This is a genomic window from Halobellus sp. Atlit-38R, assembly GCF_003665925.1.
Classification (GTDB): domain Archaea; phylum Halobacteriota; class Halobacteria; order Halobacteriales; family Haloferacaceae; genus Haloquadratum; species Haloquadratum inordinatus.
On record NZ_QXIJ01000001.1, the window covers coordinates 383,044 to 409,100 of the forward strand.

26 protein-coding genes and 1 pseudogene are annotated in these 26,057 nt (G+C 67.4%); 17 read left to right on the forward strand and 10 right to left on the reverse strand.

Annotated elements, in window-relative coordinates:
- Window positions 1–72 precede the first annotated feature (72 nt).
- Window positions 73–1,239 (reverse strand): pyridoxal phosphate-dependent aminotransferase, encoded by a 1,167-nt coding sequence (locus D3D02_RS01980; protein WP_121568307.1) that lies wholly within the window; start codon window positions 1,237–1,239, stop codon window positions 73–75.
- Entirely contained in the window at window positions 1,236–1,724 is a 489-nt protein-coding gene (locus D3D02_RS01985) for an Lrp/AsnC family transcriptional regulator (RefSeq protein WP_121568308.1), read from the reverse strand. The genes D3D02_RS01980 and D3D02_RS01985 overlap by 4 nt, the downstream gene beginning before the upstream one ends.
- A gap of 157 nt (window positions 1,725–1,881) precedes the next feature.
- On the opposite strand from D3D02_RS01985, the gene D3D02_RS01990 reads away from it, so the two are divergent.
- From D3D02_RS01990 to D3D02_RS02030, 9 genes are all read left to right on the forward strand, one after another.
- Window positions 1,882–3,693 carry a BatA and WFA domain-containing protein gene (locus D3D02_RS01990; protein ID WP_121568309.1) on the forward strand — a complete coding sequence of 604 codons (1,812 nt, stop codon included), beginning with the start codon at window positions 1,882–1,884 and terminating at the stop codon, window positions 3,691–3,693.
- Entirely contained in the window at window positions 3,693–6,140 is a 2,448-nt protein-coding gene (locus D3D02_RS01995; protein WP_121568310.1) for a VWA domain-containing protein, read from the forward strand. Before D3D02_RS01990 ends, D3D02_RS01995 begins: the two co-directional genes overlap by 1 nt.
- Window positions 6,137–6,493 carry a hypothetical protein gene (locus tag D3D02_RS02000; RefSeq protein WP_121568311.1) on the forward strand — a complete coding sequence of 119 codons (357 nt, stop codon included), beginning with the start codon at window positions 6,137–6,139 and terminating at the stop codon, window positions 6,491–6,493. Before D3D02_RS01995 ends, D3D02_RS02000 begins: the two co-directional genes overlap by 4 nt.
- The gene (locus tag D3D02_RS02005; protein WP_233560557.1) at window positions 6,486–7,586 is read left to right on the forward strand and encodes a hypothetical protein; all 1,101 of its coding nucleotides are present in this window, start codon (window positions 6,486–6,488) and stop codon (window positions 7,584–7,586) included. The genes D3D02_RS02000 and D3D02_RS02005 overlap by 8 nt, the downstream gene beginning before the upstream one ends.
- 15 nt (window positions 7,587–7,601) lie before the next feature.
- Window positions 7,602–8,543: a MoxR family ATPase gene (locus D3D02_RS02010; RefSeq protein WP_121568312.1), complete on the forward strand. Its 942-nt coding sequence runs from the start codon at window positions 7,602–7,604 to the stop codon at window positions 8,541–8,543.
- 2 nt (window positions 8,544–8,545) lie between these two features.
- Entirely contained in the window at window positions 8,546–9,439 is an 894-nt protein-coding gene (locus D3D02_RS02015) for a DUF58 domain-containing protein (RefSeq protein WP_121568313.1), read from the forward strand.
- Window positions 9,440–9,549: 110 nt separating this feature from the next.
- A complete protein-coding gene (locus D3D02_RS02020; RefSeq protein WP_121568314.1) occupies window positions 9,550–10,803 on the forward strand; it encodes an MFS transporter in 1,254 nt (417 codons plus the stop codon).
- A gap of 64 nt (window positions 10,804–10,867) precedes the next feature.
- Window positions 10,868–11,293, forward strand: a complete 426-nt coding sequence (locus tag D3D02_RS02025) for an EamA family transporter (RefSeq protein WP_121568315.1) — start codon at window positions 10,868–10,870, stop codon at window positions 11,291–11,293.
- Window positions 11,294–11,371: 78 nt separating this feature from the next.
- Window positions 11,372–11,935: a thioredoxin family protein gene (locus D3D02_RS02030; protein WP_121568316.1), complete on the forward strand. Its 564-nt coding sequence runs from the start codon at window positions 11,372–11,374 to the stop codon at window positions 11,933–11,935.
- 219 nt (window positions 11,936–12,154) lie between these two features.
- Here the strand turns inward: D3D02_RS02030 and D3D02_RS02035 are convergent, their stop codons facing one another.
- Together D3D02_RS02035 and D3D02_RS02040 are read right to left on the reverse strand one after the other, a co-directional pair.
- Window positions 12,155–12,592 (reverse strand): RNA-binding protein, encoded by a 438-nt coding sequence (locus D3D02_RS02035; RefSeq protein ID WP_121568317.1) that lies wholly within the window; start codon window positions 12,590–12,592, stop codon window positions 12,155–12,157.
- 37 nt (window positions 12,593–12,629) lie between these two features.
- Window positions 12,630–12,821 carry a DUF1918 domain-containing protein gene (locus tag D3D02_RS02040; RefSeq protein WP_121568318.1) on the reverse strand — a complete coding sequence of 64 codons (192 nt, stop codon included), beginning with the start codon at window positions 12,819–12,821 and terminating at the stop codon, window positions 12,630–12,632.
- A 128-nt stretch (window positions 12,822–12,949) separates the two neighbouring features.
- Between D3D02_RS02040 and D3D02_RS02045 the strand changes: the two genes are divergently transcribed.
- Entirely contained in the window at window positions 12,950–13,609 is a 660-nt protein-coding gene (locus D3D02_RS02045; RefSeq protein WP_121568319.1) for a DsbA family protein, read from the forward strand.
- A 26-nt stretch (window positions 13,610–13,635) separates the two neighbouring features.
- On the opposite strand, the gene D3D02_RS02050 is transcribed toward D3D02_RS02045, so the two are convergent.
- Window positions 13,636–14,937 (reverse strand): twin-arginine translocation signal domain-containing protein, encoded by a 1,302-nt coding sequence (locus D3D02_RS02050; protein WP_121568320.1) that lies wholly within the window; start codon window positions 14,935–14,937, stop codon window positions 13,636–13,638.
- Between the two features lie 132 nt (window positions 14,938–15,069).
- Here D3D02_RS02050 and D3D02_RS02055 point away from each other — a divergent pair, with 132 nt between their 5' ends.
- The gene (locus tag D3D02_RS02055; RefSeq protein WP_121568321.1) at window positions 15,070–16,281 is read left to right on the forward strand and encodes an MFS transporter; all 1,212 of its coding nucleotides are present in this window, start codon (window positions 15,070–15,072) and stop codon (window positions 16,279–16,281) included.
- 18 nt (window positions 16,282–16,299) lie between these two features.
- Here the strand turns inward: D3D02_RS02055 and D3D02_RS02060 are convergent, their stop codons facing one another.
- Complete coding sequence (locus tag D3D02_RS02060; RefSeq protein ID WP_121568322.1) at window positions 16,300–17,277, reverse strand: aldo/keto reductase; 978 nt, start codon at window positions 17,275–17,277, stop codon at window positions 16,300–16,302.
- A gap of 138 nt (window positions 17,278–17,415) precedes the next feature.
- On the opposite strand from D3D02_RS02060, the gene D3D02_RS02065 reads away from it, so the two are divergent.
- Complete coding sequence (locus D3D02_RS02065) at window positions 17,416–18,549, forward strand: polymer-forming cytoskeletal protein (RefSeq protein ID WP_121568323.1); 1,134 nt, start codon at window positions 17,416–17,418, stop codon at window positions 18,547–18,549.
- Window positions 18,550–18,665: 116 nt separating this feature from the next.
- Window positions 18,666–19,469 carry a creatininase family protein gene (locus tag D3D02_RS02070; protein ID WP_121568324.1) on the forward strand — a complete coding sequence of 268 codons (804 nt, stop codon included), beginning with the start codon at window positions 18,666–18,668 and terminating at the stop codon, window positions 19,467–19,469.
- Between the two features lie 32 nt (window positions 19,470–19,501).
- On the opposite strand, the gene D3D02_RS02075 is transcribed toward D3D02_RS02070, so the two are convergent.
- Window positions 19,502–20,134 carry a response regulator transcription factor gene (locus D3D02_RS02075; protein ID WP_121568325.1) on the reverse strand — a complete coding sequence of 211 codons (633 nt, stop codon included), beginning with the start codon at window positions 20,132–20,134 and terminating at the stop codon, window positions 19,502–19,504.
- Between the two features lie 220 nt (window positions 20,135–20,354).
- Here D3D02_RS02075 and D3D02_RS02080 point away from each other — a divergent pair, with 220 nt between their 5' ends.
- A complete protein-coding gene (locus D3D02_RS02080; RefSeq protein ID WP_121568326.1) occupies window positions 20,355–21,860 on the forward strand; it encodes a cryptochrome/photolyase family protein in 1,506 nt (501 codons plus the stop codon).
- 102 nt (window positions 21,861–21,962) lie between these two features.
- Here D3D02_RS02080 and D3D02_RS02085 read toward each other — a convergent pair whose 3' ends face one another.
- Together D3D02_RS02085 and D3D02_RS02090 are read right to left on the reverse strand one after the other, a co-directional pair.
- Window positions 21,963–22,157, reverse strand: a complete 195-nt coding sequence (locus tag D3D02_RS02085; protein WP_121558331.1) for a cold-shock protein — start codon at window positions 22,155–22,157, stop codon at window positions 21,963–21,965.
- A 102-nt stretch (window positions 22,158–22,259) separates the two neighbouring features.
- A pseudogene (locus tag D3D02_RS02090) lies at window positions 22,260–22,773 on the reverse strand (metal-dependent hydrolase).
- A 138-nt stretch (window positions 22,774–22,911) separates the two neighbouring features.
- Here D3D02_RS02090 and D3D02_RS02095 point away from each other — a divergent pair.
- Window positions 22,912–23,487: an MBL fold metallo-hydrolase gene (locus D3D02_RS02095; protein ID WP_121568327.1), complete on the forward strand. Its 576-nt coding sequence runs from the start codon at window positions 22,912–22,914 to the stop codon at window positions 23,485–23,487.
- Window positions 23,488–23,526: 39 nt separating this feature from the next.
- Here the strand turns inward: D3D02_RS02095 and D3D02_RS02100 are convergent, their stop codons facing one another.
- A complete protein-coding gene (locus D3D02_RS02100) occupies window positions 23,527–23,832 on the reverse strand; it encodes a DUF5827 family protein (RefSeq protein WP_121568328.1) in 306 nt (101 codons plus the stop codon).
- An 86-nt stretch (window positions 23,833–23,918) separates the two neighbouring features.
- On the opposite strand from D3D02_RS02100, the gene folP reads away from it, so the two are divergent.
- Together folP and D3D02_RS02110 are read left to right on the forward strand one after the other, a co-directional pair.
- On the forward strand, window positions 23,919–25,148 hold the full coding sequence (gene folP, locus D3D02_RS02105; protein ID WP_121568329.1) for a dihydropteroate synthase: 1,230 nt from the start codon (window positions 23,919–23,921) through the stop codon (window positions 25,146–25,148).
- Window positions 25,149–25,350: 202 nt separating this feature from the next.
- Complete coding sequence (locus D3D02_RS02110; protein ID WP_121568330.1) at window positions 25,351–26,034, forward strand: 6-hydroxymethylpterin diphosphokinase MptE-like protein; 684 nt, start codon at window positions 25,351–25,353, stop codon at window positions 26,032–26,034.
- Window positions 26,035–26,057 lie beyond the last annotated feature (23 nt).

Consider the following 26,057-nt stretch of genomic DNA (forward strand, 5'->3'; position numbering starts at 1 on the left):
TTATCGTACGTCTCCATAGCTGTCTCGCCGGACGATACGGCGAGACTCTCCGAACCGTTACGATAGCCCCTATTAGTTCGACTCGACGAACGACTCGATCCGGTTCAGCGCTTCCTTCAGTTCGCTCATCCCTGACGCATACGAGACGCGGAGATGCCCGTTCCCGCCCTCGCCGAAGACGCGTCCCGGAACGAGCGCGACGCGCTTCTCTCGGATGAGCGCCTCTGCGAACGCTTCGTCGTCCTCCCAGCCCGGCGGACACTTCGGGAAGACGTAGAACGCGCCTTTCGCCTCGAAGCAGTCCATCCCGAGTTCGTTGAAGCGGGAGATGACGAACTTGCGCCGACGGTCGAACTCCTGGCGCATCTCCTCGACGGCGTCGTCGCAGGACTCGAGCGCCTCGATCGCGGCGAACTGCGCCGTCGTCGGCGCTGACAACATCGTGTACTGGTGGATGCGGTTCATCGCGCCGATGATCTCCGCCGGCCCGAGGGCGTACCCCAGACGCATCCCGGTCATCGCGTAGGCCTTCGAGAAGCCGTTGAACACGACCGTCCGCTCGCGCATCCCGGGGAGCGTCGCGATCGAGACGTGCTCGTCCTCGTAACGGAGCGCCGCGTAGATCTCATCGGACAGCACGACCAGATCGTGCTCGCGGGCGAACTCGGCGACTTCTGTGAGTTCCTCACGCGTCATCACCGCGCCCGTCGGATTGTTCGGGTAACAGAGGACGAGCGTGTCCGCGTCTGCGGCCCCGGCGCGTTCGAGGTCCTCGTAAGTGAGGACGAAGTCGTTCTCCGCGCGTGTCTGCACGGGGATCGCCTCGCCGCCGGCGAACGTCACCGTCGGGCCGTAGGAGATGTACGACGGCTGTGGGACAGCCACCGTGTCGCCGGGATCGACGAGCGCACGCATCGCGAGATCGACGGCCTCGCTCGCGCCCGCCGTGACGAGGATCTCCTCGTCGGGCTCGTAGGAGAGGCCGTAGCGCGTCACGTGCTCTGCGATTCGCTCGCGGAGGTCCTTACGGCCCCGGTTGGCCGTGTAAGAGGTGCGACCGCGCTCCAGTGAATCGATCGCGGCGGAGCGGGCAGCCCACGGCGCTGAGAAGTCGGGTTCGCCGACGCCGAGGGAGACGATGTCGTCCATCTCCTCGGCGAGTTCGAAGAACCGGCGGATTCCCGACGGCGGCGTCTCTCGGGCCCGCTTCGAGAGCGGGCTGTGTGTCCCCTCGGTCATGGCGAGATCGAGAGTCGATCGTCGTCGTCGCCGTCGCCGAAGTAGACGCCGCGTTCTTTGTACGTCGTCATCACGAAGTGCGTCACCGTCTGGGTGACTTCGGGGATCGGCGCGATCTGTTCGGAGACGAAGTTCGAGACGTCGTGCATCGACTCGCCCTCGACGTCGACTGCGAAGTCGTAACTACCGGAGATGAGCCGCAGCGACGACACTTCCGGGAACTTCGCGATGCGCCGGGCGATCTCCTCGTAACCGGTTTCGCGGTCGAGTTCGACGTTCAACTCGACCTCCGCGCGGACGTGTTCTTCGCCCACGCTGTCCCAGTCGACGACCGCCTGGTAGCCGCGAATCGCCCCCTCGGACTCCAGCTCGTCGACCAGTGCTTCGACCGTTGCTGCGTCCACACCGAGTTGTCGCGCGATGTCGTCCGTGCTCTGTCGAGCGTCACTCAGCAACAGGTCGAGCAGTTCCCGCTTCGCTTCCATAGACGGTTCGATGCGGTCCCCGTTGAAAGGGTTTGCTCTCCGTATATGGTACCAAATGCCGCGTGTCAAAGTCCCACTCACATCTCGGGGGCCGTGACACGGGTCGAGCACGTCGGGTGGGAAAGGCCCAATACCCCGGCGGACCGCCTCTGTGACGATGGCCCTCTCGGACGTCTTTCTCTCCCCGCTCGGACTCGCCGCCCTCCTCGCGGCCGTCCCCGTGATCCTCCTGTATCTGGTACGCCCGGACCCGCGCCGAGTGACGCTGCCGACGGTCCGGTTCCTGACCGACTCGGCGGGGACGTCGTCGTCGACGCCCCTCTTCGAACGGCTGAAGCGGAGTGCGCTCTTGCTGTTGCAACTCTTGGCGATACTCCTGTTTGCGACGGCGCTCGCGACGCCGTACGTCTCGACGTCGCAGTCGGAGACGGTCGAGGAGACGGTTCTCGTCGTCGACGCAAGCGGGAGTATGAACGTCAAGTCGGATGGCGTGACACGATTCGACCGAGCGGTCGACAGCGCCCGCGCGGCGACCACCTCGACCACCTCGATCGTCGTCGCCGACGGCGACGCCTCGATCGCGTTGCGTAGCGGCAGCGCCGCCGACGCCGAGGGAGTCCTCTCCTCACTCCGTCCGACGGGCGCGCCAGGCGACCTCCGAACCGCGATCTCGCGGGCGACGAGCGTCGCCGGGGAGAACGCTCGCGTCGTCGTCGTCAGCGACTTCGCCGGCGACACTGACTGGGAGACGGCCGTGCAGGCGGCGCGCGCTCGCGGCCTGACGGTCGACTTGCGGCAGTTCGCAGCGGGCGGGACGAACAACGTCGGCATCGTCGACCGGCGCTTCTCGGGCGAACAGGTGACCGTCTCCGTGCAGAACTTCGGGACGGCGAACGCGACTCGACAGGTCTCGCTCGGCGGGGAGACGACACAGGTCTCGCTGGCCCCCGGCGACGTCCGCAGCGTCACCTTCCCGGTCCCGGCGGGCGGCGGTGAGGTCCGGCTTTCGCCCGGCGATTCGTTCCCGACCGACGACGTCGCGTATCTCGCCGCGCCCTCTGACGCCACCGTCGACGTGCTGCTCGTGACGAACGACCGGAACCGCTATCTCACGACCGCGCTCTCGCTCGTCGACCCCGTCGAACTGACGGTCGTCGAGCCGCCGGCATCGGTCCCGTCGCCGCCCACCGACGCCTACGACGTGGTGCTCTACAGCAACGTCGCCGCCGGGCAGCTCCGCGATGCGCACGTCGCCGCGGGCCGCGACGCGCTCGCCGCAGGCGGTGGCGTCGGGATCCAGGCCCAGGAGTCGATGCCGGTCGACGCCTACGGCGATCTGCTGCTCGTCTCCCCCAGCGGCGTGGGATCGAATCCAACGCTGAGGACGCCTGCGGACGACGAACTCACCCGTGACATCACGTTCCCACCGCCGGAGCGGTACGTCCGCGGCGACCTCCGCACGGGCCGTGCGCTGGTCACGACCACGGACGGAACCCCGATCATCGCCCGCAACAGCCAGAGCGGCGGGCGCGTGCTCTACTACGGTTACGTCGAGTCGGCCTCGACGTTCAAATACGACTTCGAGTATCCGATCTTCTGGAAACGGAGCGTCTACGCGCTCGCCGGCCGGGAGTCGCTCTCGGATCTCAACCGGGAGACGGGCGAGCGGATCAGGTTCGGCAACGAGACGACGATCCAGACGCCGCGCGGCGAGGTGACCGCGTCGAGCATCGAGGCGACCAACGCGGGGTTCTACACCGCCGACGGAGTCCGGTACAGCGCCTCACTGCTCGATCCCGCCGAGTCCGACGTGTCGGCGGCGACTGTCAACGCAACAGCGGGCGGCGGGCCGACCACGCGCGAGGAGGAACGGACGGCTCCCGACCCACTGACGGAACTCGTCGCACTCGGCATCGTCGCCGTCGCGATCGGCGAGGTGGCGTTCCTCCGCCGGCGGGGTGATCTCTGATGGTCGCGCTCGCTGCGGCCGTTCCCACCGCCGCACTGCTCGACTCTGCCACGGCAACACCACTCGATCCCGCCACGGCAACACTGCTCGAGCTGTCTGTCGAACTGATCGAGGGGCTCTCCGTCGGTCTCGCGCGCCCCGCGTACCTCCTCGCGTTCCCGATTGCGGCGCTCGCGCTCTGGGCGCTCGTCTTCCGCGACGCGTCTGGGACCGCTTCGGAGGACTCGCGGCGGTGGTTCCTCGCCGCACGGCTCGCCGTCGTCGCGCTCGTCGTGCTCTCGGCGGCCGGTCCCTACACGACTCAATCGAAACTGACGACCGGCGAGCCGCGGGTGACGATGCTCGTCGATCAGTCGGACAGTATGGCCGTCACGCCGAACGTCGAAAACCGGCTCGCGGAGTCGATCGAATCCGCGGGCGTCTCGGTCAGACAGGTCCCGGTCGGCGCGGCCGACTCCTCACCCGTCGGCGACGCCGTCGCGGCAAACATCCGTGAGAACGGGAGTCTCGTCCTCCTCAGCGACGGGCGGGTGACGAGCGGGCAGTCGCTCCAGCAGGCGGCCGAACTCGCGCGCTCGGCCAACGCGACGGTCTCGACCGTCTCGATGGAACCCCGAACGCGAGAGCGGTACGTGACGGTCGAGGGGCCAGAAAAAGCCAGCCTCGGCGTCCAGAACCGATTCGTCGCCCGGGTCGACGGCGTCGGCGGGAACACCACCGCGACCCTCACGGTCTCGGTCGACGGCGAACAGGTGCTCGAACGGACAGTGAACGACGTGCCCGCGCCCGTGATGTTCAACCACACCTTCGAGTCCACCGGGAGCCACACCGTGACCGCCGAGATCGACGTCACCGATCGGTTCGTCGAGAACGACGTCAGCCGGCAAACGGTTCGCGTGGTCGAGCGCCCGGAGATCCTCTACGTCTCGCCCGGCGAGTACCCCTTCCGCGACTACCTCGACCGCCTGTACGACGTCGAGACGGCCGAGCGCGTGCCGGAGGATCTCTCGCCGTACTACGCGGTCGTCGTGCAGGACGCCCCCGCCGATTCGATCGGAAACGTCGACCGCCTCCAGGAGTTCGTCATCGACGGCGGCGGCCTCCTCGTCGTCGGCGGTACCAACTCCTTCGAGAGCGGCGGCTACCAGGGGTCGAATCTCGCGTCGATGCTTCCCGTCTCGGTCGGCGAGGGCGAACCCCGATCGACCAACATCGTCCTCTCGGTCGACGTCTCGGGGAGCGCCCAGGAGGGAATGCGGATCCAGAAGGCGACCGCGCTCTCGGTGCTCGACCAACTCGGCGACGAGAACGAAGTCGGGCTCGTCGGCTTCAACTACCAGGCGTACCGCGTCTCCGAGGTCGAACCGCTGTCGCAGAATCGCCAGGAGCTTCAGGACAAGATCCGACGGCTTCGCGCCGGGGGGGCGACCGACATCGCCGCCGGGGTCGACGGCGGCGGCGAACTCCTCGGCGACCGCGTCGGGACGGTCATCCTCATCAGCGACGGCCACGACAACCCCGAAGAGGCCGCGAGCGTCGCCCGACAACTCTCCGAACGCGGGATCCAGGTCGTCACCGTCGGCGCGGGCGAAACCATCAACGAACGCACGCTGCGGACCATCGCCGGCGCCGGTGGAGGAAGCTACTTCCGGGCGACCGAGACGACCCGGCTCGGCATCCTCTTCGGCGGTACGGGCGCGCCCGGCGGCTCCGGACTCATCGTCATCGACCGTGGAACGTTCATCACCTCCGGCGTCACGCTGACAGCCGATCCCGACGCGTTCAACGACGTGTCCGTCCGCCGCGGCGCGGACTTCCTCGTCGCCGGCGACACCGGCCAGCCGGCGCTCGCGACGTGGCGCTACGGGCTGGGCCGCGTGGCCACGATCACCGCGCACGACGACGACGGCACGCTCGGCGGTCTGCTCCGCGAGCCCGACTCCCTGCTCGTGACCCGGACGACGAACTACGCTATCGGCGATCCCGAACGGAAGGCGACCGGCGTCACGGGCATTCCCGACACGCGCGTCGGCGAGCCGACGACCGTGACCTATCGCGGCGCCGACCGCCCGGACGTCGACGGTATCGCGTTCCGGCGCGTCGGCGACGAGACGTTCCAGGCGACAGTGACGCCCGACAGCACGGGGTACTTCCAGATACTCGATGCGACCTACGCCGCCGACTACGCCCGTGAGTACGCTGCCTTCGGCCCCGACCCGGCCCTGGAATCGCTCGCCGAGGACACCGGCGGCCGGGAGTTCACCGCGGGGCAGGGCGAACAGATCGCTCGCTTCGCCACCGAGCGCGCCCGTGGCATCCGGCCCGTTCGGACCGACTGGACGTGGCTCCCGTTACTCCTCGGGCTGCTCGTCTTCACGGCCGAAGTGAGCTACCGGCGGCTTCAAGTTCGTCGCCGCGATACCACGTCGGACGGAGGCCTCCCGTGAGCTTCGTCGGCCGTCGCCTGAACCTCGTGCTCGTCGCCGCCCTCCTCGTCCTCGCCGCCGGGACCGTCGGAGTGACGGCGCTCTATCAGTCCGGCGTCTCCGAGGTGGCGGCGCAGAACGACCAACTCCGCGCGCAGAACGAACAGCTCCGCGAGGATCTGCGCTCGGCCCGCGACCGGATTCAGTCGTTGCAGTCGCGGGTGTCGGAGTTGGAGAATCGCGTCGAGGAGCTACAGAGCCAACTGTCGACGGCTCGCGACGAGCGCGACGGGTATCGGGAGGATCTACGCGCAGTCTGCCAGCAGTGGCAGCAGGCGAACGAGACAGTCCCACAGGAGTGTGAAAATGTCTAGCGGCGACGACGACCCCGTCGAGGAGTGGCTCGGTTCGGCCGAGGAACGAAACGGCGAGTGGCCCGGCGACGGCGACGATGCGCGGGGCGACGGCGACGCCGACGACCTGACGTTCGACGCCGATCCGGGTTTCGGCGCCCGAACAGCGGACGCAGACGGGCGTGACGGGGACGCGGAACCTGCCGCCGAAACCGGGCGCGCCGCCGCGACTGATCGCGTACGGGAAGCACTCGACGAAGTCAGACGAGAGGTGCAGAAGGCGGCACTCCTCCAGGCCGCCGTCGACGCCGCACTCCTCGCAGTTCTCGCGAATCTCGTCTTCGCACTCTTCGAGCCGTCGTGGCTCGCGACCGCGTTCGGGCTCCCGGCCGTCGTCGTCGAAGCGCTCCGCGCCCTCCCGTTGCTCGGCGACGTCGCACCGCGATCGATTCACGCTACCTCGATTCTCGCTGTCGTGGTCGGCGTCGTCGCCTTCGCCGTGGAGTCGACGCTCCGACTCCGTCGCCCGCTCGTCGAGCAGTTCGAGACGGCCAACCCCCAGGTTCGGGAGGCACTGCGGACCGCCCGCGACTCTGTCGGCGACGAGGCAGACACCGCGATGGCGCGTCGCCTCTACGACGACGTGATCGAGACGCTCGGCGAGACGTCGAGCTTCGAACTGGTCGCGACCCGCCGTGTCGCCGTCACCGCGCTCTTGATCGTCCTCGTGAGCCTCGCGAGCGTCCAGGTCGCCATCGTGGACCCCGACCTCGGCGGCCTTCTCGGCCCGGGTGGCGACGGTAACGGACAGCTCACGCCGCCCGACGACGACGACCTGCAGGACGGCGATCAGATCCTCGGCGACCCCGAGGACGTTCAGGCCGGCGACGAACTGGAGAACATCACCGTTCCCGGAACCGGCGACGGCACCGGCGACGGTCCGACGGGGCCGTCAGGCGGCTACATCGGCGGGGGCGGGAGCGGCGAGTTCGACAGCCAGCAGGCCGGCTTCACCGGCGCCGAGCAGATCGAGGATGCCGAACTCGTCCGGGAGTACAATCTGCGGATCAGGGAGTTCGACGAGGAGGACGAGGGCGCAGCCGCCCAGACCTAATCTGAACCTACTACGATGAACGGAACAAACGAGGAGATCGAACAGATTCAGCGCAGACTCGCCGCCCTCCGCGAGGAGGTCGCAAAGCGAATCGTCGGGCAGTCCGACGTCGTCGAGCAACTGCTCGTCTGTCTGCTCTGCGACGGGAACAGCCTGATCGAGAGCAACCCCGGCCTCGGGAAGACGACGCTCGTTCGGACGATCGCCGAGGCGACCGACCTGTCGTTCTCGCGCATCCAGAACACGCCGGATCTGATGCCGGCCGACATCACCGGGACCGAAATCATCCGGGAGGTCAACGGCGAGCGGGAGTTCGTCTTCGAGCGCGGGCCGGTGTTCGCGAACATCGTCCTCGCCGACGAGATCAACCGCGCGACACCGAAGACGCAGGCGGCGCTCTTAGAGGCGATGCAGGAGAAGCAGGTGACGACCGCCGGCGAGACGCGCGAGTTGCCGCGTCCGTTCTTCGTGCTCGCCACCCAGAACCCCATCGACCAGGAGGGGACCTACCCGCTTCCGGAGGCGCAGACCGACCGCTTCCTGCTCAAGATCCTCGTCGACTACCCGAGCCGCGACGAGGAACGCGAGATCGTCGATCGGTACACGACGGGCGCACCCGATCCCACCGTAGACCGCGTCCTCTCGCGCGACCAGCTCCAGCGGGCCCAGCAGTTGACCCGCCAGGTCCCGATCGCCGACGACATCCGCGACGACGTGATCGACCTCGTGCGCTCGACGCGGGCCGCTGAAGACGTCGAGTTCGGCGCGAGCCCCCGGGCCAGTATGGGTCTCGTCCTCGCCGCGAAGGCGCGCGCGTTCCTCGACGGCCGCTCCCACGTCTCCTGGGAGGACGTCGAGGCGATGGCGCACCCGGTGCTCCGACACCGCCTCATCGTCGACTTCCGGGCCGAGCGCGAGGGCGTGGGCGCCGACGATGTCGTCGCAGAACTCCTGTAACGATGCCGATCGAGCCCGCGTTCCTCGACGAACTGGCCCGTCTGGAGGGGGCGCTGCGGCGCGAGACCGACGCCCGACAGCAGGGCACACAACGCTCGTCGAACGTCGGCGAGGGGCTGACGTTCAGCGACTATCGCCGGTACACGCCCGGCGACGACGTTCGGCTCGTGGACTGGCGCGTCTACGCCCGAACGGACGAGTACTTCATCAAGCAGTACGAGGCCGAGCGCAACCTCACGGTCCACGTTCTCCTCGACACCTCGGCCTCGATGGATTTCGGCGAAGGCGCGGCCAACAAATTCGAGTTCGCGGCCCGATTTGGCCTCGCCTTCGCGTACTTCGCGGCCACACAGCACGATTCGTTCCGGTTCTCGGCGCTCGGCACGGGCGTCGACCGCCTCGACCGCGGCCGGTCTACGCGTGGCGAACTCCTCCGCCTGCTCGACGCCGTGAACGCGATCGATCCCGACGGCCGGACCGACTTCACCGACGCGCTGGAGGCGTACGCGCGGACGATTCACTCGCGCTCGCTCGTCGTCGTCGTGAGCGACTTTCTCGACGACCCCGAGGCGGTCGAAGACGGGATCGCCGCGCTCGGACACAACGACGTCTTGCTCGTCCACGTGGTCGCGCCCGAGGAACGTGACCCCGACGTCGCCGGCGACACCGTCTTCGAAGATCCCGAGACGGGTACGACCCAGCGCGCGTACTTCGCCGGCTCGACCGCCGAGGCGTACCGCGACCGGCTCGCAGAACACGTCGACGACGTCGCCGCGCGAGCCCGAACGCTCCGCGCCGATCACGTCGTCGTCGACACTGGCGCGGACTTCTTCGAGTCCTTCGCCGAGGTTTGGCGGCAGCAGGACCGCCGCGAGCGGCAGCGCAGACGGCGGTGAGTGTGGCGGCGCACGAAGCGGCGACGACAGCGGTAACGCGCCGGTGTACGAACCGACCGCGACGGGCCGCTTCCGGCGGCTATATTTCGCTCGGGTGGTGACCTCCCGGTGTGACCGACGCACAGGACCGCCGGGTCGTCGCTCTCGTCACTGGCTCGCATTTCGTGAACCACTCCTATCTGGTGATGCTCGCGCCGCTCGTCGGCGTGCTCGCCGCCCGCTTCGACGTGAGCATCGCCGCCATCGGGCTCGCGATCGGGGTGCAGAACGCGGTCGTGCTCGTCCTCCAACTCCCGATGGGGTACGTCTCCGACGCCTACAGCCGGACGCTCGTGCTCGGAATCTCGCTCGTCGTGGGCACCCTCGGCGCGGCCCTCACCGCGCTCGCGACGTCCTACGCGTGGCTGCTCGTCGCCCAGCTCGTGCTCGGAGTCGGGGTCGCCGGCCACCACCCCGCTCACTATCCGCTGCTCGCGGCCGTCTCGACCGACGAGAACCGCGGACGAGCCTACAGCGCCCACGCCTTCGGCGGGTCGGTCGGGCTCGCCGCCCCATACGCCGTCGTCGCCGGGACGACGGCGCTGGATCTGTCCTGGCGCGTCGCGATCGGCGTCGTCGCCGTCGTCGGCGCGGTCTTCGCCGCCTACTGCCTGCTCCGCTTCCGCAGCGTCGACGACGAGATCACCCGGCCGGGGCTGGCGGAGCGCCCCGACGAACGCCCCACGCTGCGCTCCGTTCCGGGTCGGATTCGCGCGCTGTTCCGGACGCTCGCCTCCTCGGGCGGGATCTTGGGACTCACAGTGCTCGCGTTTCTCACCTCTGCGGCCGCGTGGGCGATCCGGACCTACACACCGAGTCTGCTCGTGCGCGGCTACGGCCTCCCGGACGGGACCGCGAGCGCGCTCACGTCGGCGATGCTCGTCGTCGGCGCGGGGCTGATTCTCGCCGGCGGCGGCCTCACCGACCGCGTCGGTGCCGGGCCGATCGTCGTCGGCGGCTATGCTGCGCTCGTCGTCGTCGCAGCGCTGCTGGCGACGCTCTCGCTCCCGCTGGCAGCGGTCGGCATCGTGCTACTCTTGAGCGGGAGCATCAGCTTCTCCCGCCCGGCGCGCTCGACGCTCGCCGACCGGCTCTCGCGGCGCGCGGACCTGGGGAAGAACTTCGCGCTCGTCACGATCGGTATCTCGCTGGGTGGGGTCGTCGCCCCGCCCGTCTTCGGCTACCTCGTCGACACGGCCGGTCTCACAGTCTCATTCGGACTCGTCTCCGCCCTCGGCGTCCTCTCGCTCGCTCTCGGGCTCCGTATCGTCCGCGACGCGTCGTTCGCGGTTCCCGGTGCGGCCGCCGGCGCCGACGGCGATTGAGCCCGTTCCGGCCCATAGACCTGCGATCGAAACGGTGAATCCGCCGCTGTACCCACGCCGAAGTATGAACTACCTCCCGTGGGCTATTCTGGCTCTCGTCGCGTACTCGCTCGTCGCTCCGCTCATGAGCGTCGCGACGACCGGTTCGGTGAAGATCCCCAGCAACGTCGCGGCGCTCTTGGGCAACGCGATTCTCGTCGCTGGCACGGTCCTCGTCGTCGTCTACAACGGTTCTGATGCACTCTCGTACGTTTCCCACCCCAAATCGAAGTACGTCTTCGTCGCCGGCATCTGCCTGATGGTCGGGATTCTCGCGTACTACCGGGCGCTGTCGCTCGGTCCCGTGAGCGTCGTCTCGCCGATCTTCGGGATGTTCCTCGTTCTCAGCTCGGCGCTCGGCATCGTGTTCCTGAACGAATCGCTGACGGGGCGGAAACTGCTCGGGATCGGCCTCGCGCTCGTGGCGGTGTATCTGGTCAGCGTCGAGTGAACTGGCCGGCCGCGAGGCTGCACACCGACCTGCCGCAACGGACAACGTCTTTTATCGACAGCCCTCTACCTCGGCTATATGGTTCTAGTCGAATCCGATTCGGAACTGTCGCACGGCGAGGAGGCACCGGCGTTCGAACTCCCCGGTGCCGACGGGGAAACGTACACGCTCTCGGATTTCGACGATTACGAGGCGCTGCTCGTCGTCTTCACCTGCAATCACTGCCCGTACGCCGAGGCGAAGGTCGACGAACTGAATCACCTCGCGAGCGCGTACGACGATCTCGCCGTCGTCGGCATCAACCCGAACGACGCCGCGGAGTATCCCGACGACTCCTTCGAACGGATGCAAGAACGTGTCGACGTGGGCGACATCGAATACACCGCGTACCTCCGCGACGAGTCACAGGAGGTCGCGCACGCGTACGGAGCCGTCTGCACGCCCGATCCATTCCTCTTCGAGCGCGACGGCGATACGTTCCGACTCGCTTTCCACTCACGCATCGACGACGCGATGAGCCCCGACGAAGAGCCGAGTCGTCACGAGATGCGCGAGGCCGTCGAAGCGCTCCTCGCCGGTGACGACGTTCCGATCGCAGAGACGCCCTCGCAGGGCTGCTCGATCAAGTGGACGGATAACTGAGTCGGCGGCGACGGCAGACGGTGCGTTCTCCCGCGGGAGCATTTATATACGAAGACGGGACCACGCAGCCTATGCGTTGACTCCTGTCGCAGGGCGCACCGCAGTTGTGTAGCACATCGCCCTGTGGTCGGCCAGTGCTACCTGCTCGCTACTCCAATCGCGTAGCGTCCGACCGCGTCCGTCGGCGACGCGCTACGTGCAAGTGCCACGACTGCCGTGCTACGAGAGGTCGTCGGCCTCAGAGAGCGCTTCCCGGGCGTTCTCGACGGCCGCTTCCTTCGTGGCGGGGTACGCTTCCACCTTCGCCCGCAGCGTGATCCCGTTGCCGCGTCGGACGTCGCCGCGGAACGCCGCCTGTTTGTCCAATCGTAAGAATAGCTCGGTGTTCTCGGTGACGCGGTCGTCGAGCTCCTCGAGTAACGCGTCGAAATCCGGCAGTTCGGACAACTTCGCGAGGACGTGGCGGACGTCGTCGGCGTTCTCCACGCGGGCCGAGAAGACGATGATCCGGTCGCCGTGGTGACCGGTGCTCTCGGTGCGGGTCACCTCGAACTCCTCGGGGAGAAAGGTTCGGAGCGCGCTCTCGACTCGCTTGTCGTCTTCGGTCTCGTAGCAGAAAGTCCGCAGATCGACGTAGTGAAACGGAATTCGGGGCATTAGCGACGCTTCGCGCTGCGGCGGGGAAAAACTCCCGTTACTCTTCGTCTTCGTCCGCGGCTTCGAGCTGATCAGCGGAGATGCCGACTTCCTGGCCGTCCTCGAAGCTGACGGTGTAGGTCGCGTCGCCGAACATCGTCTCGACGACCTGCGTGATCGTGCCGACCTCGCCGTCGAATTCGCTGTGCTTGTCGCGCAGTACCACGCTGTCGTCCTCTTCGAACTCCATACCGGAGAGCCGCGCGCGCGAGTGAAAAATCGACTGGTTCCGACCGCGGGGTCACCGAGCCGCGCTCACCGGAACCGCGCCTTCCGCAAACGGTACTATATATATGTCGGCGAGCCGTGCGATCCGGTATGCGAACGACACGGCGGTCCTATCTCGCTGCGGTCGGTGGAGTGACGACGCTCGGCGCGACAGCCGGCTGTCTCGGCGGCTCCGGTGGGAGTGCGCTTCCGGAAGGGTGTGACGTCGGCAACCTCGACACAGTCTCGTCGCTGCCGCGCCCCGCACTCGGCCCCGAAGACGCCCCCGTCACCGTCGACATCTTCGAGGACTTCACCTGCCCGCACTGTCAGGAGTTTACGCTGTCTGTCGCTCCGAAGATCAAGTCGAACTACGTCGACGCCGGCGACGTTCGGTATCGCTTCTTCGACTACCCGATCCCGGTGAGCAACTGGTCGTGGCTCGCGGCCTCTGCTGCGCGCGCGGTGCAGGACCGGAGTGACGCCGAGACGTTCTTCACCTTCACCGAGCGCGTCTACGAGAATCAGGGTCGCCTCAGCGACGACGGCTATCAGGTCGTTCACGACATCGCGTCCGACCTCGGTGTCGACGGCTGTACGGTCGCCGCGGCCGCAGAGCAAGAGTCCTACCGCCCGGTCGTCGAAGCCGACCGAGAGACCGGATCCGAGCGGAGTGTTCCCGGGACGCCAGCCGTCTACGTGAACGGACAGCTCCTCGACAACTACGGCTGGGAACGCGTCAGCGGCGCCATCGACAGCCAGCTCGGCTGATCGAGCCGCCGCTCTCGAAACTGGCTTCAGTCGAGACCAGGTGTCGTGCCGCTGGGCGTCGGAAGCGCGCGAAGCGACCGCGGTGGCACCAGGAAGTTGCCGCGGCGCTTCACGAACACGTATTCGAGAATCCCGTTGTTCACGCGCTGTCTGATCGTCGGGATCTCGGTGAGGTCCGTCCCGTTCATCGCCGTGCGAACCGCCTCGAAGGTCGATATCTCTCGTTGCAGACTGGGGAAGTGTAGCCCCGCCTCGTCGCTGTCGGTCGATTCGAAGTGTCGTCTGAGCGTTCGCGGCGTCCCGTCCGCTTCGCGGTTCGCACGCGCGGCTTTCTGGGCGTGGCCGACGCGGGCGAACTGTCGGGCGTGGTCTTCGATGTCGTCGATCATCTCCGCCGTGACGCCGCTGTCGTCGCCGAGGTTCGCGCCGACGCCCTCGACTAGGTCGCGCTCGGCGTGCACCGGCGAGAACATCTCCGCCACGCGCTGTTCGAAGGACTGCTCCTCGTACCAGTCGTCGAGCCGCATCCGGAGGTTCGAGACGTGTTTCGTGGTCCCACCCGCGAAGGAACCCTGCGAAAGCGTGACGTAGTCTTCGGTCGCCTGGTTCCGCTTGAACCCCGCGATGAAGCCCATAAACAGCGGTGACTCCTTCGGAACCGGATTCGACGACGGGATGCCCGCCAGCCCGTCCTGTCGGTCCGCGGGCATCCCTGCACCGACGAATCCGGACCGGCGGTCTGAAACCTCGAAGACGTCCGTGAGGGTCGCCTCGACAGGGACGTCGTTCGCGGTGTCTTCGTTGCCCGTCAGCGCTTCCTCCGCGGCGAGGACGACGTCCGCACGGTCTGAGGCGAGGTGAAGCAACGCGTCCTGCCGATCCAGCGTCGGCGTCTCGAACGACGAGAGCGCTCGGGGCTCGGGGAGGTCGATCGAGTCGGGGAGGTCGTCTTCGAACCGATCGAAGTACCGCGGTGAGTACGCGATCGAGTACAGCAGTCCCTCGCTGCTCCGTTCGTACGCTCGATCGAGCGTCTGTAGGGCTGTCTCGACGGTCGCTCTGTCGGCCTCGTCCGGCGGCCCCTCTCCCGGAAGCGTCAGATACAGCAACAGTTGGTGTTTGGGAAGCAGGGTGTTCCCGTGTTCGTCCGTCCGGACACGGTCGTTCCACGCGTGCTGTCGCTCCGGCAGCGACGAAAACTGGTCGGTGCCGGCTGGCACCGGTTCCGGTGTGCGATCGAGACACGCCGACAGTGCTGCCGCGCCGCCGACGGCAACGGCCGCTTTCAGCACGTCGCGACGCGTCCGGTCGCCCCGCCCGTCTACCATACGAGTCAGTAGATCCCTGACGGCAAAGTGGGTTCTGATGGCGCACCGTGTGTGCGACCAGCGGTAGCGTCGGCCGCCGGCTGTGGTTCCGAAAACGACGCGGATATTTATCGGGACAGCAAAAAGGGTCCCGTGACTCGTCGCGAGACACGAATTCGGCTCGCCATCGGAGTCTGGGGGGTGCTCGTCTCGCAGGTGTTTCTGTACCCCGGCGTCGAGGACATCGTCACCGCACTCGGGGGCGGAGGAGAAATCCGCGCCGGGATGTGGTTCCTCGTCGCGGAGTTCGCCGCGTTCGTCACCTTCGCCAGCGTCTGGGGGGCCGCGAGCGACGCCCTCGGGCGACGGATGCCGCTGGCCGCGGCCGGCGCACTCGGCGGCGCGGCCGGCTACCTGCTTCTCGCGGCCGCACCGACGCTGGGAATCCCGTTCGCGGGTGTCCTCCTCGTTCGTCTCGTCGGCGGCGCGGCGACGATCGGCGCGTTCTCGCTCGCGATCACCGCTCTGGCGGACCTCTCCGGCGGCAACGGTCGGAATATGGGCGCGGCCGGCATCGCGATCGGTCTCGGCGCGGCGCTCGGCTCCGTCTTCGGTGGCCGTCTCGCCGACGCCGACCCGCTGTACCCGCTGTACGCCGCGGCGGCGACGCTCGTTGCAGTCGCGATCCTGTTCGTGACGATCTCCGAGGAACTGCCGGGAGCGGGCCGGATCCGCGTTGGCGACGCGCTCAAACGGCTCAAGGACCGCCCGGTGCTGGCCGTTCCCTACACTTTCGGATTCATCGATCGGATGACGGCCGGCTTCTTCGCGCTCGTGGGCGTCTATTACTTTCGGGAATCGTTCGGTCTCGATGCCGCCGGCGCCGGCCTCGCGCTCGCGGCCTTCTTCGTCCCGTTCGCGCTCCTGCAGTACCCCGCGGGCATCCTCTCGGACCGCGTCGGGCGGGCGATTCCAGTGACCGTCGGATCGATCTGTTATGGGCTCGGGATCGTCGCCGTCGGTATCGCGCCCGGCGTCGAACTGGCCGTCCTCGCGATGGTCGCCGTCGGCGCCCTCGGCGCGCTGGTCGCGCCGGCGACGATGGCGCTCGTGACGGACGTCGCTTCGCCGGAGACGCGGGGCGCGGCGCTCGGCGGGTTCAACGTGTTCGGCAGCCTGGGATTCCTCGCCGGGTTCCTCCTCGGCGGACTGACGACGTCGACGGCGGGATTCCTGGCGTCGTTCCTCCTCGTCGGATCCTCGGAGGTCGCGATCGCGCTCGTCGCCGGGCGGGCCGTGTGGCGAATCGCCGGGTCGGACGACGCCGGCGGGGGACGGACGATCGTGAGCGATGCGTCCGAGTGAGCGACGCTCCCGAGCGAGCTACTCGTGGCCGGAGACGCGGACGGGCTCGTAAGGTTCTTCGAGGTACTCGATGTCCGAATCCGAGAGATCGATCGACAGCGCCTCGACGGCGTCTTCGAGGTGTTCGACGCTCGTCGTCCCGACGATCGGCGCGTCGACCCGATCGTCGGCGAACAGCCACGCGAGCCCGATCTGGGCCATCTTCACGCCCTTCTCGTCGGCGAGTTCCTGTACGCGCTCGTTGACTTTGTGGCCGCCGCTGTCGAGATACGGATGCTGGTGCGCGTAGTCGTCGGTCTCCCCGCGGGTCGTCGCGCGCGAGTCCTCGTGTGGCCGCGCCAGTCGGCCGCGCGCGAGCGGCGACCACGGGATGACGCCGACGCCCTGTTTCTCACAGAGCGGTAGCATCTCACGCTCTTCCTCCCGGTACAGGAGATTGTAGTGGTTCTGCATCGTCGAGAACGGCGTCAAACCGAGTCGGTCGGCGGTGTGCTGTGCTTCGGCGAACTGGTGCGCCCACATCGACGACGCGCCCAGGTATCTGGTCTTGCCCCGCCGGACGGCGTCGTCGAGCGTCCGCATCGTCTGTTCGATCGGCGTGTCGTAGTCCCAGCGGTGGATCTGCAGGAGATCGAGCGTGTCCATCCCCAGTCGCGCGAGGGAGTTGTCGAGTTCCTGTTCGATCGCCTTTCGCGAGAGGCCGCCGGAGTTCGGATCGTCGTCGTCCATCTGGAAGTACACCTTCGAGGCGACGACGAACTCGTCGCGGTCGTACTCCGAGAGCGCCTCGCCGAGGACGCGCTCGGACTCACCGCGAGAGTACATATTCGCGGTGTCGAAGAAGTTCACGCCCAGTTCGATGGCCCGGTCGACGAGTTCCGTCCCGTCCTCCTCGTCGAGCACCCACTCGCGCCAGCCGCTGTCGCCGAAACTCATACAGCCGAGACAGATCTTCGAGACGGTCGTTCCCGTATTACCGAGCGTCGTGTACTCCATAGCGGAGCGCACACACCGGACCGGCAAAAAGCCACGCGGCGAGGTGGGACCGGCGACTCCCGAATACTCTCACTCGAATATAATTAAGGCCGATGCCATCGTATCGTTTCGATGAGAGGTCCCCCTCTCGTGAGCAGAATGTCACAGTCTCCACGTGTACCACTCGTACTCCTCCTCACGGCCATCGTCGTCTTCGGCGGACTGCCGATGGTCGCGAGCGCACAGCAGGTCGGTCCGAGCGGGCCGGGCTCAGACGGATCGGTCGGCGGCGTCGTCCGCGTCGACGCCGGCGAAACGTACGACGGCGATCTCGAAGCGGTCGGTGGATCGATCGTCATCGCTGGCACGGTCGACGGCGACGTCGAAGCCGCGGCCGGATCGGTGCTCGTCACCGAGTCGGGTCGCGTGACGGGGTCGCTCGACGCCGCCGCCGGGAGCGTCGTGATCGAAGGCACGGTCGACGGCGACGTCACCGTCGGTTCGGCGGCGCTCGCGCTCCGAGAAGGTTCGCAGATCGGCGGATCGCTCGAAGCCGGCGCGGCCGACGTCCGCCTCGACGGGGCGATCGACGGCGACGCGCGGGTCGGCGCGGACACGCTCGCCGTCGGGTCGACCGCGGCGATCGGCGGGTCGCTCACCTACGACGCCGCCAACTTCACGCTCGCCGATGGTGCGAGCGTCTCCGGTGAGGTCACCCGCGACGAGTCGCTCTCTGTCACCGGTCCCGACGTGTTCGGCTCCGGCGGGGGTGCTGGCCTCCCGGCGATCCCCGCCTGGGTCGGGTCGGTCTACTCCACACTGGTCAACCTCGTGCTCGGCGCGGTACTCCTCGTAGTCGCACCGAACTTCGCCCGACGGCTCGTCGATGCAGGCCGAACCCAGACGCTCCGCAGCGGCGGCATCGGACTCCTGACGCTGATCGGCGTCCCGATCGTGCTGTTGCTCTTGCTCATCACGATCGTCGGCATTCCGCTCTCGTTGGCCGGGGCCGTCGTCTTCGGGCTGCTCCTGTGGGTGACGTCGGTCTACGGGGCTATCGTGGTCGGCACGTGGCTGCTGTCGCTCGTCGACTCCGAGAACCGCTGGGTCGCACTCCTCGTGGGCGTCGTCGCCGTGGCTCTGTTGGGTGCCGTCCCGATCCTCGGCGGGCTCGTCCAGTTCGCCGTGCTGCTCGTCGGCCTGGGAGCGTTCGTCGTCGTGCTCCGTGGATCCGAGGAGGGTCCCGACGAAGACGCCGGCGCGGCCATCGGCAGTCCGTCGGCAGACCAGTGAGGAGCGACTCGGAGCGCACCGCTACGGCGAGCGAGTAACACTGTCGGACGCAACCGTCCCGCCGCTGCCCGTCGTCGTGCCGTACCTTTCTTGATGCCTCGCCGCGTCCGGCCGGTATGTACGTCGCAGACCAGACGTGGCCCGACCTCGGGGACTACGTCGCCGAGGAGTCGGTGGCGATCGTGCCGCTCGGATCGACCGAACAGCACGGTCCCCATCTCCCGCTCGCGACCGACCATCTCATCGCGGAGGGACTGGCTCGCGAGGCCGCCGACCGGACGGGCTTTCTCTGCACGCCGACAGTAAACGTCGGCGTCAGTCCGCACCATCGGCAGTTCCACGGTACGATGTGGGTCGACGCCCCGCAGTTCCGCGACTACGTCGAGTCGCTGACGCGAAACCTCGCGTACCACGGGATCGACCGCGTCGTGTACGTCAACGCCCACGGCGGCAACGTCGAGCACCTGCGGGAAGTCGGGCGTCGCCTCCGCGACGACGGCACGCTCTACGCCGTCGAGTGGATGTGGAACGAGTCGATCCCGGAACTCGTAGACGAAGTGTTCGAGCAGAACGGCCCCCACGGCGGCCCGAAGGAGACGGCGATGATTCAGCATCTCGCGCCCGAACTCGTCCGCGACGACCAACTCGAAGCCGCCCGCGACGGCGGCGTTCGCGACATCGAAAGTGCAGAACATCTCCGACAGAACGGCGCGCGAACGTTCTACGACGCCGTCGAGAACTCCGAGAACGGCGTGTTCGGCGACCAGACCGACGCGACGCCCGAAATCGGCGCACGGCTGTTCGAGGCGGCGACCGAACAGTTGGTCGAGCTCTTAGAGTGGCTCGACGAGCGGCGCTACGAAGATCTGATGACGCCGGCGCACGTCGATCCCCAGCCGGGGAGCCGCAGAGCGGACTGATTCGAAAAGAGCGGCGCAGAGCGGCCTACAATTCAGAAGGACGGCGACGAGTCCGGGCCGTCGACGTCCCCGTTCCCGAACGTGGCGGAGTCGTCGACGTCGATGTCCGGGAACGACGCGAAGGCGTCCCGAAAGTCGTCCTCGCTCAGATCTGAGAGCGTGTCGTCGAGTTCGGCTCTGATCTCTTCCATCCGCTGTGTCAGTTCCTTGTATTCGTCGACCTCGCCGACAGACACGTCGGGGGCGGACTCCAGTGCGGCTTTCTTCGAGGCGAGCCGGAAGAACTCCTGTGAGCGGTCGTCGTAGTCGGCGCGGCGGAGCAGTACCTCGACGAGCCCGTGCAGATCCTCCTGCGTGACAGGCTTGACGAGATAGTCGTCGAACGGCATCTCGAGGATGTCCGTGTCGGGTTCGACGGCCGTGATCATCGCGACCTGCGAGTTGATGCCGCGGGTTCGAATCTCGTCGAGAACCTCGTCGCCGGTCATATCCGGCATCCGGCGATCGAGGAGGACGACGTCGATCCCGTCGTCTACGAGTTCGAGCGCGGTCTCTCCGTTGGTGGCCGTCTGAACCTCGTACACGTCCGAGAGGTAGATGGCATAGAGTTCCGCCAAGTCTGGCTCGTCTTCGACGACGAGGATTTGGGGTGTAGCGCCGTCCATAGCGATCCACCTCGCACGTCGTCGCCCGTCGTCTAAATTCTTGCCCTCCCCCCTCAGGACCCTGAGATAGACCGAGAGCGGCTAAGGAAGGGCGAGGTCCCGTTTCCCGCTGTTCTTCAGAGCCTGTGCCAGCACCGACGCCCGCGTCGCAATTTTCGAACTTTGTAATCGGACGGAACGGCCGTGTCGACTTTGTCGCCGGGCATCGAATTTCCGTTCGATGACGGTTTGGCTCCTCGGCGATCAATTACACCCCGACGCCGCCCCGCTCGGGTCCGCGGATCACGTCCTGCTCATCGAAGCGCACGCGTTCGCCGAGCGGCGTCCGTACCACCCCCAGAAGCTCACGCTCGTCTTCAGTGCGATGCGGCACTTCCGCGACGACCTTCGGGACCGCGGCTACGACGTCACGTACCTCCAAGCGGAGACGTTCGGGGACGCACTCGATCGCTACTTCGAGGTGAATCCCGGCGACGACCTCCTCGGACTCCGGTCGCCGAGCCACGGGGCCGACGACCGTCGACGGGAGTTAGTCTCTGAACGCGGTGGCACGCTCACGCTCGTCGAGAACGACCTGTTTCTGACCTCCCGCGAACAGTTCGACGACTGGGCGGGCGAGCGCGACGAGAACGAGACGTTCCGACAGGAAGGCTGGTACCGCCACGTCCGCCGGGAGACGGGCATCCTGATGGACGGCGACGAGCCGGTCGGGGGCGCGTGGAACTACGACGAGGACAACAGGGAAACGCCGCCGCCCGAGTGGACGCCGCCGGACGTGCCGCGATTCGAACCGGACGCGACGACGCGCGAGGTACAGCAGTTCGTCGCCGACCGCTACGGCGGTCACTGGGGCGCGATGGACGAGTTCGTCTGGCCCGTCACGCGCGAGGCGGCAACGCAGGCGCTCGAACACTTCGTCTCGGTCCGGCTCCCCGAGTTCGGCACGTACCAAGACGCGATGCGCGACGGCGAGTGGGCGCTGTGTCACTCGTTGCTCTCGGCCGCGCTCAATCTCGGCCTGCTCCGGCCGCGCGAGGTGGTCGAGCCGGTCGTCGCGGCCTACGAATCGGGCGACGCCCCGCTCAACAGCGTCGAAGGGTTCGTCCGGCAGGTGATCGGCTGGCGGGAGTTTATGCGCCACGTCTACCGGCGCGCGATGCCGAACCTCGGGTCGGCGAACCAACTCGGTCAGACGGCGTCGTTGCCGCCGCTGTACTGGGACGGCGAGACGGAGATGCAGTGTCTCTCGGAGGCCGTCACCCACGTCCACGACCGCGGGTACGCCCACCACATCGAACGCCTGATGCTGCTCTCGAACTTCGCGCTGCTGTACGGCGTCGATCCCGCGGAACTCAACGAGTGGTTCCACCTCGGCTTCGTCGACGCCTACCACTGGGTGACGACGCCGAACGTCGTCGGAATGGGGTCGTTCGGCACCGACGTGCTCTCCTCGAAGCCCTACGCCGCGTCGGCGAACTACGTCGACAAGATGAGCGACCACTGCTCGGCGTGCCCGTACGCGAAGACCAAAACCACGGGCGAGAACGCCTGTCCGTTCAACGCGCTCTACTGGGACTTCCTGAAGCGCAACGAGGAGACGCTCCGGGGCACGGGACGAATGGGGCTGATGTACTCTCACGTCGACCGCAAAGACGACGCCGAGTTGGAGGCGATCCGCGAGCGAGCCGACGAGGTGCGTGAGCGAGCCGCTGACGGGTCGCTGTAAGCCCACAGTCTGCCGGCGCTGCCGCTCGCCGGGTGAGAAATGCAGAATCGTGGTGAGAATCGACGGGATCGCCGACCGCAGTACCGCTATCGTGGTGCGTCCTTACAGGCGCTGGAGGTTCGTCGCGCGCGGGCCCTTGTCGGCCTGCTCGATGTCGAACTCCACTTCCTGTCCTTCTTCGAGGTCCGGACCGCCGACGTCCTCCATGTGGAAGAAGACGTCCTCGTCAGAATCCTCGCTCTCGATGAAACCGTAACCGCCTGTGTCGTTAAAGAACGCAACCGTTCCTTTCGCCATTGCAATCCCAAAAACGCGAAGGCGATAAATAAGCCTTGTGTCGCAATCCTGAGACGGAAGCCGAGATCGGCTCGCGAAGCATCCGTGCGAGACGGCGACCCCTCAGACCGCGAGAGCGAGGTAGGCGGCCGCTCCCGTCGCGAAAAATTCCGACCGCAAACAGCCCGTAATTTGCGATCGTGTTGTCCGCACGCCAGAGTCCGAGCGTGTACGTGCGATCGGAGAACGGCCAGAGGAAGTTGACGCCCGCCGGCGTGAGCGCGTCGCCGACGAGATGGGCGACGACGGTGAGCACCCCAGTCGCGAATCCGACCGCCGCGAGCGAGGCTCCACTGGCGACGGTCGCGAACGACGGCGTACTACCGGTCGTGACCGTCGTCAGCGCGATTCCTATGCCACCGAAGACGGCGCCGACGAGCGCGGCGAAGACGAGCGAGTGCGTCGGGCCGCGGTGAGAGATCCCCGGAAGGCGGTGATCGACGTCGGGCAACATCGTCAGCCACAGCATTATGCCCCCGGTGACGACCGCGAGACCCGCGCGGCCGAGCGTGACGAGAACGAACGCCAGCGGCGCGAAGACGAGCAGCGAGACCCCGTAGTGCCCCTTCCGGTACATACCCACGGCTGGGCGTGCGGACACAAAAGTACCCGGACCCGTCCCGGGATTGGCTCGAACGAATCCACTGGAGAGGCGGCGGCCAGCCGTCCCGTCCGATCGGAAAGAGGCAAGTCGGCCCATCGCCTAGCCGGGGCTATGATTCAGAATCTCGCGAGCGGCGTCCGAGCGTTCACCTCGAACGCCTTTCTCGTCACCGGCGAGACGACGGCGCTCGTCGACGCGGGCGCGAACTTCGACGTCGTCGCGCGCATCGAAGCGCAGGTGGACGAACTCGACCGCGTCTACCTCACGCACACGCACCCTGACCACGTCAAGAACCTCCCGGCGATCCGCGAGGCGTTCGACGTCGAGACGTGGGGGTACGATCCCGAGAACGAGTACGTCGACAACGCCATCGCCGACGGCGAGACGGTCCAGATCGGCGACGACGACTACGTGGCGCTGCACACGCCCGGACACAAGCCGGACCATCTCTGCTTGTACGCTCGTGAGGCCGGCATCTGCTTCGCCGGCGACCTCGTCTTCGAGAACGGCGGGTTCGGCCGAACCGACCTCGAGGGTGGCGATCGCGAGACGTTGATCCGGAGCATCGACGCGCTCCTCGATACGCTCGACGACGACCTCGCGGCGCTCCACGTCGGCCACGGCCCCAGCATCACGGAGCGTCCGATCGACGACGTCGAACTCGCCGCGCGGGCCGCACGGATGTGAGAAAGCGGTGGAGTCCCTTCGCTCGACGCCCAGCGCCCGCTACACGTCGGCGTCGTCGGGGATCTCTTCTACAGGTCGGTCCTCGCTGTCGACGCCGAAGTAGCCGGGTTCGTCGCCGACGGGATCGTTGATCACCAACTCGTCGGCGTGCGTCATCAGCCACGGGATCGTCCACGCGACGACGCGGTCTTCGGTGTCGGCGTCGAGTTCGACGTCTGGATCGAGGCCCTGCAGCAGTCGCGCGATCTCCGGGACCGTGTACATCAACTCGGAGTCGAGAACCTCGGTCGGTTCGTAGAGGCGGTACGGATACAGCGTGTCGAAATCGTCCTTCGGCTTGGGCATACGACCCCGTTCTCGCTGCCGCGTCAAAAGTCCCGCCGAGAAGCCGCTGCCAGACAGTATATGTGTCTCCCGTCCCTCCTCAGAGTATGCGAACTGTGGACGCCGCCGGTCTGCCGATCGGGGACGAGCACCCGCCGCGGATTATGGGAGTCCTGAACGTCTCGAAGGAGTCGCCCTACGACCCGAGCGTCTTCGACGACCCGGGTGAAGCCGCCGCCTACGTCGACGACGAACTCATCGATCAGGGCGCAGACATCGTCGACGTCGGCCTCGAATCCGCGAACAAGCGCTTCGAGGTGCTCTCCGCCGAGCAGGAACTCGAACGGCTCGACACCGCCGTCGAGACGCTCGAAAGCGTCTCCGGCGACGCCGTCTTTTCGATCGAGACGCGCTATCACGAGGTCGCCGACGCAGCGCTCTCGCGCGGCTTCGATATGGTCAACGACATTTGCGGCTTCGCCGACCCGGAGATGCCGCGCGTCTGTGCGGACTACGACGTCGCGGTCGCGAAGATGGCGTCGCCGCCGGACCTAGAGCGTCCGGGCGCGATCGAGGAGGTCGACGACATCTACGACGCGCTCTCGCTGAACGGCTTCACCGACAAGACGCTCGTCGACCCGGCCTTCGGCGGCTGGTCCGAGGAGAAGACGCTCGCAGACGACCGCGAGACGTTCCGCCGGCTCCGGGAGTTCCGCGGGCTCGGCTACCCGATCCTCGTCTCGATCAACCGCAAGAACTTCCTCCGCTCGATCGCGGGCCGCTCGACCGAGGAAGCGCTCCCTGTCTCGCTGGCGGCGACGTCGATGGCCGTCGAGCGCGGCGCGCACGTGATCCGAACGCACGACGTCGCGGAGACGCGCGACGCCGCGCTGATCGGGCACGAGTTCGCCCGCGACCGGGTCCGCGAACGGGGCGCCGGCGACGTTTCGATCGAGGAACTCGACGTGACGACGCCCCGCGAGGCCGAACGCCACCTCGACCGGATGGGCGTCGCCGACGCCGACGCAGTGTCGACTGATTCCGTCGTGCGGGTGTTCGAACTCGATAGCCTCTCCGACGCCGACGTGGGCGCGCTCTCGACGGCGGCCGCCGAGCGGGGCGCGACTGTGGTTTCGGGCGCGGCAGTCGGCGACGGGCAGTCCGTGCTCGCCGACGGGAACGGTACCCCCGGCGCCACTGACCGCGGCGGGGAGACGGGACGGACTGTCCTTCTCTTCGGCACGGTCGGCGCGCTTGCGGGACTCGCCAGCGCGCTCACGGGCGGCACTGACGGACTCACCGGGGCGCTCGAAACGATCGCCGAACACCTAGCGTAAATGAGACAACGTCCCGCGTGGGCTGACCGGCCCGGCGGCAGACGCGCGTCAGACGCCGTGTGTCCCCCCGTCAGACGCGTCAGAACACGGGAAAGCTTATGACGGACCGATTGAAACCGGTCCACTGGAAGCCGGAAGGGCACGCGGGTAGGGGTACTTGGTGCCATTCCGGCTCGCACCGTAACGCTCGGGAGCGATAGCTATGCGCTTCGAAACCTGGGAACCGATCTACGAATCGATCCTGACCGACTTCGAGTATCCACGCGACGGCGACGAGCGCGCCCGCGACGTGCTCGCCGGGTACGCGACGCCGTTCGACTTCGACCGGTTGGACTACGCCGGCGAGGTCGTCGCCGTCGTCGGTGCCGCGCCGTCACTTCCTGAGGAAGTCGACCACGTCGCCGACGCCGACAGAGTCGTCGCCGCCTCGACAGCCGCGGACGTCGTCTGCGACGCCGGCTACGACGTCGATCTCCTCGTCACGGACCTCGACAAGAACCCCGAGACGGCTCGGGAGCTAACTGCGGCAGGCACGCCCGTCGCGGCCCACGCCCACGGCGACAACGTCCCGCTCGTAGAGGAGTGGGCGCCGCAGTTGGCACACGAGCACGTCGTCGCGACGACGCAGGCGGCTCCGACCGACGCCGTCTACAACTTCGGCGGCTTCACCGACGGCGACCGCGCGGCGTTCCTGGCGGACGAATTCGGCGCGGCGGAACTCCGCTTCCTCGGGTGGGACTTCGACGACCCGAGCGTCTCACCGTCGAAGGCGAAGAAACTCCGCTGGGCCGAGCGGTTGCTGCACCTGCTCGAACGCCGACGGGACGAGCAGTTCGCGGTTCTCGACGGCCGTCGCGACGACATCGACCCGCTCGCGCTCTCGTAGGCGTCCGCGCTTCGCCAGCCGAC

Coding starts and splice junctions, on each gene's coding strand:
- D3D02_RS01980 (WP_121568307.1), bottom strand. CDS start 1,239: ATGACCGAGGGGACACACAGCCCGCTCTCGAAGCGGGCCCGAGAGACG.
- D3D02_RS01985 (WP_121568308.1), bottom strand. CDS start 1,724: ATGGAAGCGAAGCGGGAACTGCTCGACCTGTTGCTGAGTGACGCTCGA.
- D3D02_RS01990 (WP_121568309.1), top strand. CDS start 1,882: ATGGCCCTCTCGGACGTCTTTCTCTCCCCGCTCGGACTCGCCGCCCTC.
- D3D02_RS01995 (WP_121568310.1), top strand. CDS start 3,693: ATGGTCGCGCTCGCTGCGGCCGTTCCCACCGCCGCACTGCTCGACTCT.
- D3D02_RS02005 (WP_233560557.1), top strand. CDS start 6,486: ATGTCTAGCGGCGACGACGACCCCGTCGAGGAGTGGCTCGGTTCGGCC.
- D3D02_RS02010 (WP_121568312.1), top strand. CDS start 7,602: ATGAACGGAACAAACGAGGAGATCGAACAGATTCAGCGCAGACTCGCC.
- D3D02_RS02015 (WP_121568313.1), top strand. CDS start 8,546: ATGCCGATCGAGCCCGCGTTCCTCGACGAACTGGCCCGTCTGGAGGGG.
- D3D02_RS02025 (WP_121568315.1), top strand. CDS start 10,868: ATGAACTACCTCCCGTGGGCTATTCTGGCTCTCGTCGCGTACTCGCTC.
- D3D02_RS02030 (WP_121568316.1), top strand. CDS start 11,372: ATGGTTCTAGTCGAATCCGATTCGGAACTGTCGCACGGCGAGGAGGCA.
- D3D02_RS02035 (WP_121568317.1), bottom strand. CDS start 12,592: ATGCCCCGAATTCCGTTTCACTACGTCGATCTGCGGACTTTCTGCTAC.
- D3D02_RS02040 (WP_121568318.1), bottom strand. CDS start 12,821: ATGGAGTTCGAAGAGGACGACAGCGTGGTACTGCGCGACAAGCACAGC.
- D3D02_RS02045 (WP_121568319.1), top strand. CDS start 12,950: ATGCGAACGACACGGCGGTCCTATCTCGCTGCGGTCGGTGGAGTGACG.
- D3D02_RS02050 (WP_121568320.1), bottom strand. CDS start 14,937: ATGGTAGACGGGCGGGGCGACCGGACGCGTCGCGACGTGCTGAAAGCG.
- D3D02_RS02060 (WP_121568322.1), bottom strand. CDS start 17,277: ATGGAGTACACGACGCTCGGTAATACGGGAACGACCGTCTCGAAGATC.
- D3D02_RS02065 (WP_121568323.1), top strand. CDS start 17,416: ATGTCACAGTCTCCACGTGTACCACTCGTACTCCTCCTCACGGCCATC.
- D3D02_RS02070 (WP_121568324.1), top strand. CDS start 18,666: ATGTACGTCGCAGACCAGACGTGGCCCGACCTCGGGGACTACGTCGCC.
- D3D02_RS02075 (WP_121568325.1), bottom strand. CDS start 20,134: ATGGACGGCGCTACACCCCAAATCCTCGTCGTCGAAGACGAGCCAGAC.
- D3D02_RS02080 (WP_121568326.1), top strand. CDS start 20,355: ATGACGGTTTGGCTCCTCGGCGATCAATTACACCCCGACGCCGCCCCG.
- D3D02_RS02085 (WP_121558331.1), bottom strand. CDS start 22,157: ATGGCGAAAGGAACGGTTGCGTTCTTTAACGACACAGGCGGTTACGGT.
- D3D02_RS02095 (WP_121568327.1), top strand. CDS start 22,912: ATGATTCAGAATCTCGCGAGCGGCGTCCGAGCGTTCACCTCGAACGCC.
- D3D02_RS02100 (WP_121568328.1), bottom strand. CDS start 23,832: ATGCCCAAGCCGAAGGACGATTTCGACACGCTGTATCCGTACCGCCTC.
- folP (WP_121568329.1), top strand. CDS start 23,919: ATGCGAACTGTGGACGCCGCCGGTCTGCCGATCGGGGACGAGCACCCG.
- D3D02_RS02110 (WP_121568330.1), top strand. CDS start 25,351: ATGCGCTTCGAAACCTGGGAACCGATCTACGAATCGATCCTGACCGAC.